The sequence below is a fragment of the Gordonia sp. NPDC003429 genome (assembly GCF_053588575.1).
On sequence record NZ_JBSFQF010000031.1, the window covers coordinates 1 to 13,279 of the forward strand.

The window sequence follows — 13,279 nt, forward strand, 5'->3', positions numbered from 1 at the left end:
CGGATTCCGCAACCTCAGCCACTACATCTTGCGGTCACTGATCCACTCTGGCCAACTCGCAGAACGCCTCGATGCACTCTGAATCAGGAAGAGCCGGTAAACCGGTGATCGACGACGTCCGCGAGGGCAAGCGGACATTGCTCGTCGCGCTCGCCGAGCAACGCGCCACCGATGTCGAACGACGCCTGCTGGCCGACTCGCTGGGCAATCCGGGGATCACCGAAACCGATCTGCGCGCGGTGCGCGACGTGTTCTGCGGCACCGGTGCCGTGGCGGCCGTGGAGCAGCGCATCGAAATCCTTGCCGCACAGGCATTGGCGACGGTCGACGAACTGGATGTCGATGCGACCACCCGGTACGCGCTGGCGGGACTGATCGATCGCTGCGTCTGGCGCCAGTCGTGAGCTCATCGACGGTCGTGCGTCTCCGCTCAGTCGCTCGTCTCGGGCAATCGGCGTGCGACCGCGGGGATCGGGCCCGGGCCGGGTTCGGGTTCGACTCCCCGGCGGCCCCACCACACCCACCACATCATCGACTGGGTGACCACGCTGAAGCCGAAGAGGAAATCCTCGATGGGTGCGTGACCGATGCGCCACCCGAGGATCGCGTCGGACCCGTAGATGAAGACACCACGCGAGGTGAGCCATTCGTTGGTCAGCAGCTGGAAGAACAACACGATCGCATAGGCCGTCCAGTACGCCTTGCGGGTGAGCAGTCGGGTTCGCAGCGCCCACAGATCGAGGACGACGGTCACGCCGATGCCGAGCAACGAGGCCACGGTGTGCGTCATTTCTGTTCCTCCTCTTCACTTTTCGCGCTCCCGGCATCCGGCCTGGCCCACGCGGACTCGTCGCCCACCGTCCATCGCTTCACGCTTCGCACCGCCTCGAGAGTGAGCACCGACGCGATGGGCACCACGATGAAAAATCCCCACTCCTCCAATGGCAGACCGCCGGGGAGCACGATGCCCAATGTCTGGCTGAGGTCGAACCGCCAGTGGCCCGCATGTGTCGCCGCGATATCCCACAGCACGAATGGGATTGCCACGCAACCGATCGTGAGGAGCAGTCGCACCGGCTTCGCGTACACCCGTGTCCGCAGGACCAACTCGAGTGGCAACGTCATCACGAGCACGAAGACCAGCATGGCGATGTACGTGAACTCCCGCATGTCGCCATTTGTACCCGAAAACACGCGCCCCGCGGTGGCCTGCGCGGGAGGCGAGAGATGAACACCGTCGGCGGACGAGACATGACCGACGATCCCGTCTCGGCCTCGGGCGCACGCACCCCCCGCGTGCTGCGCACTCTCGCGTGGGTGCTGCTGTGCGCGAACATCCTGTTGCAGATGGCGTTTCCGTTCACCGCCGGCGGCACCCTGGCGATGACCGCGGCGAGCGTGCTGCTGCTGGCCGGAGCGGTTCTCATCGATGCGACGGCCACCGGCGGGGTCCGCGCGATGGCGGTGCTGGCCGTCGTCGCCGGAATCGGGGGGTTGTGCGCGGAGGCGATCGGGGTGCGCACCGGATACCCGTTCGGCAGTTACGACTACACGGGCACCCTCGGTGTGCAGGTGGCCGGGGTTCCGGTGCTGGTTCCGCTGGCCTGGGTCATGATGAGCTGGCCTGCGCTGGTGGTGGCTCGACGCCTCGTCGGCCGGTACGGACGCGTGGCGGTGGCGGTCGTCGGCGCCTGGGCGCTCACCGCGTGGGATGTGTTCCTCGATCCGCAGATGGTGGATCTCGGCTACTGGCAGTGGAATTCGACACGTCCGTCGCTACCCGGGGTCGATGGCATCCCGCTCACCAACTTCGCGGGCTGGTTTCTGGTGTCGTTGCTGATGGTCGCCGTGCTCGACAGGGCGGTCCCCGACCGCTCCCCCACGGCAACGCTGCGCACAGAAGCGGTTCCGGTGACGGCATATCTGTGGACGTACTTCTCGTCGGTCTTCGCTCACGCGGCCTTCTTCGGCCGGCCCCCGGTCGCGGTGGTCGGCGCGGTGGTGATGGGCGTGGTGGCGGTCCCACTGGCCGTCTCAGTGATCCGTGAGGCGCGTGCCGCGCGGTTCCGTGAGGTGCGCAGTGCACGGTCATGACGTGGGACGCGCTGCGGTCTGCGCGGGATCGCTGATGGCGCTGGCATCGCTGGCGCTCACCGTCGACAACGCCCGGCACATCCGGGTGCCCGACCCCGCCGCCGTCCCCGACGTCGAATCGCTGGCCGTCCTGGTGCCCATGCGCGACGAGATCGCCAATGCGGCGCCATGCCTGTCGGCGATCGTCGCCGCGGCCGACCACTGGCCCGGACCCGTCACGATCGTGGTGCTCGACGACGAATCCGCCGACGGCACCCGGGCCGCGCTGGAAGCCGTCGCGGCGTCGGAGCCGCGCATCGAGATCCTCGACGGCGCCCCCACCCCGGACGGCTGGCTCGGAAAGCCCTGGGCGTGTGCGCAACTGGCGCTGCATGTGCTGGCCGGCGCCGAGCGCCCGGGCGTCCTCGTCTTCGTCGACGCCGACGTGCGGGTACAACCGCATGCACTGGCCGCCACCGTGGCGCTGATGCGCCAACTCGACCTGTCGCTCGTGTCTACTTTCCCACGGCAGATCGTGCGCGGACCTGCCGAACGGCTGGTGCAGCCGCTGCTGCAGTGGTCGTGGATGAGTACGTTGCCGCTGCGGGCCGCCGAGAGGTCCTCGCGCGGAAGCCTGTCGGCGGCCAACGGCCAGCTTCTCGCGGTCGATTCCGGCGCCTACCTGCGGGCCGGTGGACACGAGGCGGTGCGCGGCGAGGTGCTCGAGGACATCGCGCTGCTCCGTGCGGTGAAGGCGGCCGGCGGGTTCGGTTCGGTGGCCGACGGCAGCACCGTCGCGTCGTGCCGGATGTATCAGGGATGGTCGGAAGTCCATGCCGGATACCGCAAGTCGCTGTGGTCGGCGTTCGGCTCCCCCACCGGTGCGGCCGCGGTGATGTCGATGCTGACGCTGGCCTATGTGGTGCCGCCGCTGGCCGCGCTCACCGGATCGCGTGTCGGTCTGCTCGGATATGCCGCCGGAGTGGCCTCGCGTGCGGTGAGTGCCCGCCGAACCGGTGGTCGGGTATGGCCGGACTCGTTGGCCCATCCCGCGTCGGTGGTGACGCTGGCCGCTCTTACCGCCGACTCGGTGATCGCACGCCGACGCGGGGCACTGCGGTGGAAGGGTCGTGCCGTGGCGGTGCACCGATGAGCGAGATCATCGTGGTGGGAGCCGGAGTCGGCGGCCTGGCCGCCGCCCTACGGCTGCGCGCGCAGGGTCATACGGTGACCGTGCTCGAACAGGCCGACGAGGTCGGCGGCAAGCTCGGCGTGATCGAACACGACGGCTTCGTCTTCGACACGGGACCGTCACTGGTCACCCTGCCCCACATTCTGGCCGAGCTGTTCGACGACACCGGTGCGCCGTTGTCGGACTACCTGACGCTGCAACGGCTTCCGACCGCCACCCGCTACCGGTTCCCGGACGGGTCGGGTCTGGACATGCCAGGCGACCTCACCCAGATCCCCGCGGCACTGGACTCCGCGCTGGGCCCCGGTCGGGGGGCGCAGTGGTCGCGATTCCTCGAACGCGCCTCGGCGATCTGGGACGCCACGCACGGTCCGTTCCTCGAATCGCCGATCAGCCTGCGCGACATGGTATCCGGTTCGCGGCGGGTGTCCGACCTCACGACGGTGGCGCCGTGGCGCACGCTACGCGGCCTGGGCCGCAGCTACTTCGACGACCCGCGACTGGTGATGCTCCTCGACCGCTACGCCACCTACACCGGCTCCGATCCGCGTCGCGCACCGGCCGCACTCGCCTCGGTCCCGTGGGCCGAACAGCGCTGGGGATCGTGGTACATCCCCGGTGGGCTGGGACGTATCGCCGGCGCACTGCGTGACCGGTTCGTCGAACTCGGCGGCACGGTGCACACCGGTGAGCGGGTGGTCCGGTTGAGCACCCGAAACGGCCGGATCACCGGGGTCGTCACGTCCGACGGCACGCGCCGGCACGCCGATCTGGTGGTGGCCAACGCCGATGCCGCGCAGGTATACGGCGATCTGATCGACACCCGCGCCGCCCGGCGGGCCGCTCGCCGCATGCGACGAGCGACGCCATCGCTGTCGGGATTCGTGATCCTCGCGGCCATCGACAATGCGCCCGCCGATCACCCGCACCACACCGTGCTGTTCCCGCACGACTACGACGCCGAGTTCGACGCGGTGTTCGGCCAGCGCGGCACGGCGCGCCCGGTTGCCGACCCGACGGTGTACATCGCCGCCGCCGACGATCCGGCCGTGGTACCCCAACCCGGCACCGGCGCGTGGTTCATCCTGGTGAACGCACCCCGCCACGACCCCGAGCACGGAACCGACTGGGATGCACCGGGATTGGCCGACGAGTACGCCGACCGGATACTGCGGATCATGGCCGAGCGCGGCGTGGACATCCGCGACCGGATACGTCACCGCATCGTGCTGACACCCGCCGAACTGGCGCGGCGTACCCTCACCCCCGGGGGTTCGATCTACGGATCGTCGTCGAACGGCGCCCGCGCGGCGTTTCTACGGCCCGCCAACGCATCTGGGGTCCCCGGCCTCTATCTGGTGGGCGGTTCGTCGCATCCCGGCGGTGGGCTGCCGCTGGTGATGCTGTCGGCGAGGATCGTGGCAAGGCTCATCGGGGAGGCGTCGGGCCCGGGGAGTGGTCCCCACGCAGACGTTTCGCGATGAGCTCCGCGCTGATCAGGCACATCGGCAGCCCGATGCCCGGCCGGGTGGCGCCACCCGCGTAGTAGAGGCCATCCACCTTGGCCGACCGATTGTTGGCACGCAGAAACGCGCTCTGCCACAAGGTGTGTGCCGGTCCGAGCGCGCCACCCGACCACGAGTTCAGATCGGTGACGAAGTCGGCCGGCCCCACGGTGCGACGCACCGTGATCCGCTCGGCGAGGTCGGGGATGTCGGCCCACTTGGCCACCAGTTCGATCGCACGGTCGGCGGTCCGCTCGATGACCGGGTCGCCGGCTCCGTCCACACCGCCGTGTCCGAGGCCGGGATCGGCGGGCACCGGCACGAGCATGAACAGATTCTCGTGCCCATCCGGTGCCACCGTGTCGTCGGTCGCCGACGGCTTGCAGACGTACAGCGACGCCGGATCGGGTACGGCCGAAGGGGTCTCGAAGATCGCGTCGAAGTTGCTCTTCCAGTCGGCGGTGAAGAACAGCGAGTGATGCTCGAGTTCGGGTAACGCACCACGGACCCCGAGGTAGAGCAGCACCGCGCCGGGTCCGGAGGTGCGTTTGTCCCACCATCGTTGCGGATAGGTCTGCAGGCTCGGCGCAAGCATGCGGGTCTCCACATGGTGCAGGTCGGCGGCACCGATCACCACGTCGGCGTCGAGGATACGATCGGCGTCGTCGGCGGGGCGCACACGGACGCCGGTCACCTCGTTACGCCGGCGCCCGACCCGGCGGCCGGTGGGCCGGGTGAGGATCTCGACGGCCTCGGTGGAGGTGTGCACCCGCACCCCGTGCTCCTGCGCAAGCCGCGCGATCGCCGCTATCAGGGTGGTGAAACCCCCTGTGGGATAACGGACACCGTCTTCGAGATCGAGCCAGCTCATCAGGTGATACATCGCCGGTGCACGCTCGGGCGACGAGCCGAGGAACACCGCCGGGTAGCCGAGGATCTGCCGCAGTCTGCGGTCGGTGAAGCGTGACGAGATGTAGGAGTCCAGGCTCGTACCGAGGAGGACGGCGAGTGTCTTCGCGTGCCGCAGCACCTCGGCGCTGAGGAACGCCGACGGTGTGTCGAAGTTGGTGTAGAGAAAGCGGTCCACGGCGATGTCGTAGGCCTCGTGTGCCGAATCGAGGTAGTCGTCGAGAACCGCACCGCTGCCGGGCTCCACGGTCTCGAACAGCCGCCGGTTGAGAGCGAGATCGCCACGCACGTCGAGACTTTCGGATTCACCCTCGAAGAACACCCGGTAGCCAGGGTCGAGGCGCACCAGGTCGACCTGCTTGTCGGTCGAGGTGCCGAGCATCTCGAAGAAGTGGTCGAAGACCTGTGGCATCAGCCACCATGACGGGCCGGTGTCGAAGCGGAACCCGTCACGCTCCCACAGGCCGGCGCGGCCACCGAGGTCCGTTCGGCGCTCCACCAGATCCACCGAATGTCCGTCGGCGGCCAGCAGTGCCGCGGTGGCCAGTCCGGCCACCCCGCCGCCGATCACCACGACCGTCTTGCGATTGCGTGTCACGCGGGAGTTCCTTCCGACCGTCGGGTACGTGGCTGTCCACGCCGCATCGCCGCGGCGGCGGCGAGGCGAAACTTCACCGTGTTCGGCACCCGCACCCGATGGTGCGCGGCGAGCACGGCAGGGGTGGCGCGTAGGCGCGCGGAGAGTTCGGCGAACAGATCGTGGGCCGTGCACACCGCCACCCGGCTGCTCACCGGCAGCCGGGGGATGATCTGTGCCGCGGCAGCCAGGTCGGCGTCGATGTCGTCGAGCCATCGGACCCACGCCGCCTCGGTGGGGTGTTGCGGGTCGAGGCCGGTCAGGTAGCGGCGACCCAGATCCCCACTGTCCGTGCCGAAGTCGCGCAGAAAGTTGACCTTCTGGAAGGCCGCACCGAGGTGACGGGCGCCGTCGGCGAGTTCGTCGTACCGGCGGTCTGCGTCGGGTTCGGCGACGAGGAACGCACGCAGACACATCAGCCCCACCACCTCCGCCGATCCGTAGATGTAGGTGGCCAGGCTCTCGTCGTCGTGCACAGTGCGGTCGATGTCGGTGCGCATGGATGCGAAGAACGGGGCGGTCAGTTCGGGCCCGATTCCGGTGCGCAGTGCGGTGCGGGTGAACGCGTGCACCACCAGGTTGCTGCTCGACCCGCGGTCGAGGGCGGCCCGCGTCTCCTGCTCGAGTTCGTCGAGCGCGATCCGTCGCTGTGCCGCGTCCTGGTCGGGCCGGGGGGCGTCGACGATCTCATCCGCGACCCGCACCAGCGCATAGATGTTGCGGACGTCGCTACGCACGGTGTCGCCGAGCAGCTTCGACGCCAGTCCGAACGACGAGGAGTAGGAACGGATGACCAGCGCCGCGCTTGCCTCGGCCACCTCGTCGTACCGCTCGTGCGGCGGGGCGTGGTCCACCGATCTCCCCCGCCCGCTCATCCGACGTCTCCGGTGACGGCGAGGCGATAGGGGTCGTCGGTGGCACCGAGATCGCGCACCTGCTCGACGAACCACGGGCTGAGCGTCCACGGTGCGCGCCGGGCGGTCACCCACACATCGGCCACCGGCGCCCACACGTACTCGGCCACCTCGTCGGGATTGGGGTCGACGGGCCCTGTGGGGCGGGCGACGAAGACGGGGCACACCTCGTTCTCCACCACGCCACCGGCGTCGACGGCCCGGTAGCGGAAGTCCGGCAGGATCGGCCGCAGATTCTCGACGTCGAGGCCCAACTCGCGCTGCGAATACCGCTTGATCGCGTCGCGCACCGATTCACCCGGCCGCGGATGACCACAGAACGAGTTGGTCCACACCCCCGGCCACGTCTTCTTGCTCAGCGCGCGTCGCGTCATCAGGAGTCTGCCGTCGTCGTCGACGAGATGGCAGGAGAAGGCCAGGTGCAGCGGTGTGTCGGGGCCGTGCACCGTTTGCCGGTCGGCGGATCCGATCGGGTTTCCCTCGTCGTCGACGAGCACCACCAGGTCGTGGTCCATAGCGTGCGTGCTCCTTGGTCCGGCCGGCGCAGAGACTCCCCCCGAAATACATCAGGTCTTCGGTGCCGGCGCCAACTCGGATGGGGGTGATTTTCGTCCGACGCAATCGGTCGATCGCAGGATGCCGTCATGGCATCGACACGCGGTAGCCTCGATGCCCAAGCGCAGGTCACACGCCTCGGCGGTTGGGAGACACGATGGCAGACCGCAACTTTCTGCTCCAGAAATTCGGACTTCGGCACCGGCCGGATCTGTCCGCACTGAACGGCAAGGTGGCGCTCATCACCGGCGCCGCCAGCGGCATCGGCCGGGCCACCGCGCTGAAGCTGGCCGCGGCGGACGTCCGACTCGTCCTGCTCGACCTCGACGATGCCGGCCTGAATTCGCTGGTGGAATCGATCGGCACCGACTCGGTGGTGGCCGCGACCGCGGATGTGACCTCCTTCGAGGAGGTCCGGCTGGCGGTGCAGGCGGGTGTGACCCGATTCGGCGGCATCGACCTGGTGCTGGCGAACGCGGGCATCGGCTGGTTCGGCAGCCTCCGACATCTCGATCCCGAGGTGTTCGCCCGGGTCATCGACGTCAACGTGATCGGGGTGTTCAACACCATCCGCGCCTCGATCGAGCCGGTCATCGAACGGCGCGGGTACGTGCTGATCGTGTCGTCGACCGCGGCGTATGCGCCGGCCGCCGGGATGGGACCGTACTCGGCGGGCAAGGCCGCGGTGGAGAACCTGGCCAGCGTGCTCGCCGCCGAGGTGGGTCCCATGGGTGTCGATGTCGGTTCCGCGCATCCGCTGTGGGTGGACACCCCGATGGTCCGGGAGGCCAAGTCGGAGTTCCCCACCTTCGCCGACCTGATCGCGACACTTCCGGGGCCGATGCGCGCCGAGATCACCGCCGCCGACTGCGCCGACGCATTCGTGCGTGGCATGGCCAACCGCAGCCGACGAGTCCATGTGCCCGAATGGATAGCGTTGGCGGGGTGGCTGAAGCCACTGATCGCCTCGCGGTGGGTGGTCCGGCGGACCAGTGGTGGGGTAGGTCGGTTGCTCGACGATGCCGACGCACGCGCCGATGCGGTCATCGATCGCCATCGCACCGACGGTCGCCTGGGTCCGGCAACGTCGTGACGTGCGCCGAAGGTCGTGCTCGACGAGGTTGCGGCAACACGGCTGCGCCGAGCGGCCTACGCTCGACGTCGTGACTGTGCGCGCGGGCATCGTGGTGACCGGGACCGAGGTTCTCTCCGGGCGGATCGCCGACCGCAACGGGCCGTGGGTGGCGCAGCAACTGCTGGAGATGGGGGTCGACGTCGCACATATCACCGTGTGCGGCGACCGCCCCGAGGATCTCACCGCGCAGCTCCGATTCCTCACGTCCGAGAATGTCTCGTTGATCGTCACCACCGGCGGTCTCGGGCCCACCGCCGACGATCTCACGGTGGCCACCGTGGCCGCGTTCACCGGCCGCGACCTACAGGTCGATGACGCCCTCGAACGGCACATCGCCGAGATCATCCGACGATGGCAGCACCGCGGAACCGACGAGGCACTCTCGGCGGCGACCCGCGCCGGAATCCGCAAACAGGCGTTGGTTCCCGAAGGGGCGCAATCGATTCCGCCAACAGGTACCGCTCCCGGGGTGGCCATCCCGGCCGGCCCCGATCCGCGTGGCGTCCACACCCTGCCCGCGGTGCTGATCCTGCCCGGTCCGCCGCCGGAACTACAGCGGATGTGGCCGGCGGCGCTGGGCACCGCACCGGTCACCGCGGCGCTGGCGGGTCGGGACGAGATGCGCCAGCAGACGATCCGGATGTTCGGACTGCCCGAGGCCGACCTGGCCGAGTCGCTGCGCGCGGCGCAACGCGAGGTCGGCGACTTCGACGCCCTGGAGATCACCACCTGCCTACGACGCGGCGAGATCGAGATGGTCACCCGATTCCCGGTGTCCGCCGCCGCCGGCTACGCCGCGCTCACCGACTTCCTCGTTGCGGCACATTCGCGGCAGGTGTTCTCCACCGACGGCTCGACGATCGACGATCAGCTCGCCGCGTTGCTGACCGGCCGCCGGATCGCGACGGCCGAATCGTGCACCGGCGGACTGGTGGCCGCGCGGCTCACCGACCGGCCCGGATCGTCGAGCTACGTGATGGGCGGGGTGGTGTCCTACTCCAACGACGTCAAGAGCGGGGTGCTCGACGTGGATGCCTCGCTGATTGCCCGCCACGGAGCGGTGAGCGAACCCGTCGCCGCCGCGATGGCCGAGGGTGCGCTGGCTCGGTTGGGCGCCGACACCGCCATTTCCACCACCGGCGTCGCCGGTCCCGACGGTGGCACGCCGGACAAACCGGTCGGCACGGTGTGGTTCGGGGTGGCACTGGCCGGGCGGCCCACCCTCACCCGAACGCTGCGTCTGCCCGGAGACCGTGCCGCGGTGCGTGATCGGGCGACGACGGTTGCGATGCACCTCGTGGCCGACGCGCTGCGCGACGTGGCCGCAGTTCAGCGCTGAGCCGCCGCAACGGTGGCCTGCGACCACAGCGCGGCGATGATGTCGGTTGCCGAGCCGCGCGGCAGTCCGGCGACATTCGTTCCGGCCCACAGGTTCAGGTTGTCCGGGTCGTCCGCGGCGGCGGCAGCCGCGCGGATGGGCGTGGTCAGGTGGTGGATCTGCGGGTACTCGGCGGGGGCCACCGGCCCGAACGTGTCGGTGAAGCGGTTGCGCAGGGCACGTGCGGGTCGACCGGAGAACGCGCGGGTGACGATGGTCTCGCGAAATCGCGAATCCCGCAGTGCGGCACGGTGCGTGGGTTTGGTGCCCGCTTCGATGCTGTCGAGCAAAACGGTGCCGACCTGCACAGCCATGGCACCGGCGGCGAAGGCCGCGTCGACGTCGGCTCCGGTCGCGATCCCGCCCGCCGCCACCAGCGGCAGGTCGACCAGCGACGCCACCGCACGCACCAGGTCGGGAGTCGAGGTGGTGTTGGGCACGGCGTCGACGTCGAGGGTGGCCCGATGGCCACCGGCCTCGGTGCCTTGCACGCAGAGCGCATCGACGCCGACCGAGGCGGCCCGGAGTGCCCCGAGAGTATCGGCGATCGTGGCGACCACCGTGCTTCCCACGCCGTGCAGCCGCTCGACCTCAGACGCGGTGGGTAATCCGAAGGTGAACGACACCAACGGGATACGACCGCGGATCATCAGCTCGATCTTGCCTTGGTAGGCGTCGTCATCGGCGTCGACGATCTCGCCGACCGAGGTTCCGTACTCGGCGGCCACCGGTACGAGTGCGTCGCGATAGCGTTGCACCGCGGCCCGATCCCGCACCGGAGCACCCGGCACGAAGAGATTCACCCCGAAGCCGGTGACGCCGGCGTCACGCACCCGGCCGATCTCGGTGGCGAGGCCGTCGACCGACTTGTACCCGCCGGCGAGAAAGCCCAGCCCACCGGCGCGCGCGGCGGCGGTCACCAGTTCCGGGGTGCTCGGGCCGCCCGCCATCGGCGCGGCGATGACCGGTACCGGCAGGACGTTCAGATCGACCATCGATTCCACGCCTCACACTCTAGTTGCGGGTCACGTCGTCGAGGTGCTGATGGTGCTCGTGCGTGATGGGGTACATGATGTCGACATCGAGCGCAGATGTACGAGAACCCTTGTTGCCGAGCATGTTCCACACGAGCACGATCACCACGCCGAGGCCCGCGAACAGTCCCAGACACACGAAGGCCGTGGTGTTGCCCGCCGACGGGAAGTACAGCGAGTTGCGGATCAGCTGCGCACCGCCGCCGGTGGGCAGCCACTTGCCCAGGCCCGCCCAGAAGCCGGGGAGGTAATCCCAGGGGATGGACGACCCCGACAGGGTGGCGCCGACGAGGAAGTAGAAGCCGCCGGCAAGCGACCCGATGGGACCGAACAGGGTCACGAACCCCGCTGTCGAACCGGTGATGGCCAGTGAGATCAGGGTGTAGGTGCCGAACAGCCGCCAGTTGTCGGCCGAGCTGCCCACACCGAAGAACCACGAGAACAACAGCACGATGGCCGCCGACACCGCGGCGTAGCCGATCAGCGCGGCCACGTGCCCGAAGCCTCGCCGCATGGACTGCGGCACCCGTGGCATCAGGCGGCCGAGTCCCAGCGACGCGATGCTGCCGCCCAGCGAGATCACCTGCAGGATATAGCCGATCGAGGATCCGTTGATGTCGTCGTCGGAGAGTTTCACCACGTCGACGGGAAGGGTCTGCGGGAGACCGTTGTCGACGTTGATCTGGGAGGCGACGGCACGGAGGGTACCTGCCGGGAGGGTTCCGCCCGCCCCGGCCGTTACCGCCACCACGCCCTGCTCGGTGACGTGCAGGCCACCGGATACCGTGCGGTCCTTGATGGCATCGGTGAGCGCATCCATCGACGGATAGGATGAGACGTCGAACTTTCCGTCGGATTCCAGTGTGGTGCTGAGCTTTTCGGATTGCGCCTGCGGGCCGACGATGCCGATCGGCATGTGCCGCGGCGACGGGGAGTGCCCGACACCCAGATAGAAGCTGCCCAGCGCCAGTTGGGTGAGGCCGCCGAGCAACACGACGGCCAGCAGGAGTCTGCGGTATTTGTTGCCGAACGAGAGCGGTTCGGCGGTGGTCGTCATCACGATGGAGGGTTTCCTAACGGTCGGTGGACGAAGCGGAGAAGTAGCCGGCGACGGCGATGTGCACCTGGGCGCGGACGTCGGCGTAGGGATCGCGGCGGGGATGTGCGCCGGTGGAGCGTCGGGCAATGGCCAGCGCGGTGGCGGCGAAGACGAGATTGGCGGTCAGCATGGCCCGGTCGTGCTCGGCCGGCAGGTGCCGTCGCACTGCGTCGTCGACCAGCCGGTCGGCTATCCGCTGCTGCAACTGTGAGACCAGCGCGAGGCCTTCTGCCCGATAGCGGTCGGTGGAACTGCCGTAGAGCAGTTCACGCTGATAGATCTGTCCGTTCTCGGGTTGCGCGGCGGCGAAGGCGAGCATGGGTTGCACCATCAGCATGACCGCCTCGGCGGTGTCGACCTCCAGCTGCGCGCGCACGGCACCCTCGTCGAGGGAGGTTCGCAGACCCTCGTTGAGCACCATGAGCAGCAGTTCGCTCTTCGACGACGCGTACCGGAACACGGTGCCCGCGGCCACCTCGGCGCGTTCGGACACCGCACCGGTGGACACGCCGTCGTACCCCCGCTCGGCGAAGAGTTCCGCAGCAGCGCGGAAGATCCGGTCGTGCTTGTCGCGCATGTTCTGCGCTCGACGGCTCTCGGCCGGGGCGGAACCACCGACGGTGTCAGACCCGTGCATACGGTGCACCCGCCATCGGCCCGCACAAATAAATGAGTGTGCTCATTTTTCTGAGGGTAGCGGGTTCACGGGGGCTCCAAAACTGACCGCGGAGTCAGTCGAGCGTGCCCAGATCCCCGTGGCGGATTCAGCCAGTCGACGCAACACCTATGGCTGGTGTTGGGAGGTTAGCAGTTCGGTGAAGGCTTCGGTGGGGGTGCGGAATCCGAGT

General features: G+C 68.8%; 14 protein-coding genes. 6 read left to right on the plus strand and 8 right to left on the minus strand.

Annotation, left to right across the window (positions count from 1 at the left end):
* The first annotated feature begins 71 nt into the window (after positions 1-71).
* The gene (locus ACWDSI_RS19880) at positions 72-404 is read left to right on the plus strand and encodes a hypothetical protein (RefSeq protein WP_449757601.1); all 333 of its coding nucleotides are present in this window, start codon (positions 72-74) and stop codon (positions 402-404) included.
* 26 nt (positions 405-430) lie between these two features.
* Here ACWDSI_RS19880 and ACWDSI_RS19885 read toward each other — a convergent pair whose 3' ends face one another.
* Together ACWDSI_RS19885 and ACWDSI_RS19890 are read right to left on the minus strand one after the other, a co-directional pair.
* Entirely contained in the window at positions 431-790 is a 360-nt protein-coding gene (locus tag ACWDSI_RS19885; protein ID WP_449757602.1) for a lycopene cyclase domain-containing protein, read from the minus strand.
* On the minus strand, positions 787-1,170 hold the full coding sequence (locus tag ACWDSI_RS19890) for a lycopene cyclase domain-containing protein (RefSeq protein WP_449757603.1): 384 nt from the start codon (positions 1,168-1,170) through the stop codon (positions 787-789). The genes ACWDSI_RS19885 and ACWDSI_RS19890 overlap by 4 nt, the downstream gene beginning before the upstream one ends.
* Before the next feature lie 81 nt (positions 1,171-1,251).
* Here ACWDSI_RS19890 and ACWDSI_RS19895 point away from each other — a divergent pair, with 81 nt between their 5' ends.
* Genes ACWDSI_RS19895 through ACWDSI_RS19905 form a run of 3 tightly spaced genes read left to right on the plus strand, consistent with a single transcriptional unit; the run spans position 1,252 to position 4,749 of the window.
* A complete protein-coding gene (locus ACWDSI_RS19895; RefSeq protein WP_449747770.1) occupies positions 1,252-2,094 on the plus strand; it encodes a carotenoid biosynthesis protein in 843 nt (280 codons plus the stop codon).
* Positions 2,081-3,226: a glycosyltransferase gene (locus ACWDSI_RS19900; RefSeq protein ID WP_449757604.1), complete on the plus strand. Its 1,146-nt coding sequence runs from the start codon at positions 2,081-2,083 to the stop codon at positions 3,224-3,226. The genes ACWDSI_RS19895 and ACWDSI_RS19900 overlap by 14 nt, the downstream gene beginning before the upstream one ends.
* Entirely contained in the window at positions 3,223-4,749 is a 1,527-nt protein-coding gene (locus ACWDSI_RS19905; RefSeq protein ID WP_449747772.1) for a phytoene desaturase family protein, read from the plus strand. Before ACWDSI_RS19900 ends, ACWDSI_RS19905 begins: the two co-directional genes overlap by 4 nt.
* On the opposite strand, the gene crtI is transcribed toward ACWDSI_RS19905, so the two are convergent.
* Genes crtI through idi form a run of 3 tightly spaced genes read right to left on the minus strand, consistent with a single transcriptional unit; the run spans position 4,694 to position 7,745 of the window.
* A complete protein-coding gene (crtI, locus tag ACWDSI_RS19910; protein ID WP_449757605.1) occupies positions 4,694-6,277 on the minus strand; it encodes a phytoene desaturase family protein in 1,584 nt (527 codons plus the stop codon). The two genes, ACWDSI_RS19905 and crtI, sit on opposite strands and share 56 nt — an antisense overlap.
* Complete coding sequence (locus ACWDSI_RS19915) at positions 6,274-7,191, minus strand: phytoene/squalene synthase family protein (protein WP_449757606.1); 918 nt, start codon at positions 7,189-7,191, stop codon at positions 6,274-6,276. Before ACWDSI_RS19915 ends, crtI begins: the two co-directional genes overlap by 4 nt.
* The gene (idi, locus tag ACWDSI_RS19920) at positions 7,188-7,745 is read right to left on the minus strand and encodes an isopentenyl-diphosphate Delta-isomerase (protein ID WP_449757607.1); all 558 of its coding nucleotides are present in this window, start codon (positions 7,743-7,745) and stop codon (positions 7,188-7,190) included. Before idi ends, ACWDSI_RS19915 begins: the two co-directional genes overlap by 4 nt.
* A gap of 197 nt (positions 7,746-7,942) precedes the next feature.
* On the opposite strand from idi, the gene ACWDSI_RS19925 reads away from it, so the two are divergent.
* Both ACWDSI_RS19925 and ACWDSI_RS19930 read left to right on the plus strand, forming a co-directional pair.
* Complete coding sequence (locus tag ACWDSI_RS19925; RefSeq protein WP_449757608.1) at positions 7,943-8,878, plus strand: SDR family oxidoreductase; 936 nt, start codon at positions 7,943-7,945, stop codon at positions 8,876-8,878.
* A gap of 70 nt (positions 8,879-8,948) precedes the next feature.
* On the plus strand, positions 8,949-10,259 hold the full coding sequence (locus ACWDSI_RS19930; protein WP_449757609.1) for a competence/damage-inducible protein A: 1,311 nt from the start codon (positions 8,949-8,951) through the stop codon (positions 10,257-10,259).
* Here ACWDSI_RS19930 and ACWDSI_RS19935 read toward each other — a convergent pair.
* The 3 genes from ACWDSI_RS19935 to ACWDSI_RS19945 are packed head-to-tail and all read right to left on the minus strand — an operon-like array spanning position 10,250 to position 13,068.
* The gene (locus ACWDSI_RS19935; protein WP_449757611.1) at positions 10,250-11,293 is read right to left on the minus strand and encodes a nitronate monooxygenase; all 1,044 of its coding nucleotides are present in this window, start codon (positions 11,291-11,293) and stop codon (positions 10,250-10,252) included. The two genes, ACWDSI_RS19930 and ACWDSI_RS19935, sit on opposite strands and share 10 nt — an antisense overlap.
* Positions 11,294-11,312: 19 nt before the next feature.
* Entirely contained in the window at positions 11,313-12,389 is a 1,077-nt protein-coding gene (locus ACWDSI_RS19940; RefSeq protein WP_449757610.1) for an ABC transporter permease, read from the minus strand.
* 16 nt (positions 12,390-12,405) lie between these two features.
* Positions 12,406-13,068, minus strand: coding sequence for a TetR/AcrR family transcriptional regulator (locus ACWDSI_RS19945; RefSeq protein WP_449747779.1), 663 nt, complete (start codon positions 13,066-13,068; stop codon positions 12,406-12,408).
* Positions 13,069-13,279: the final 211 nt, after the last annotated feature.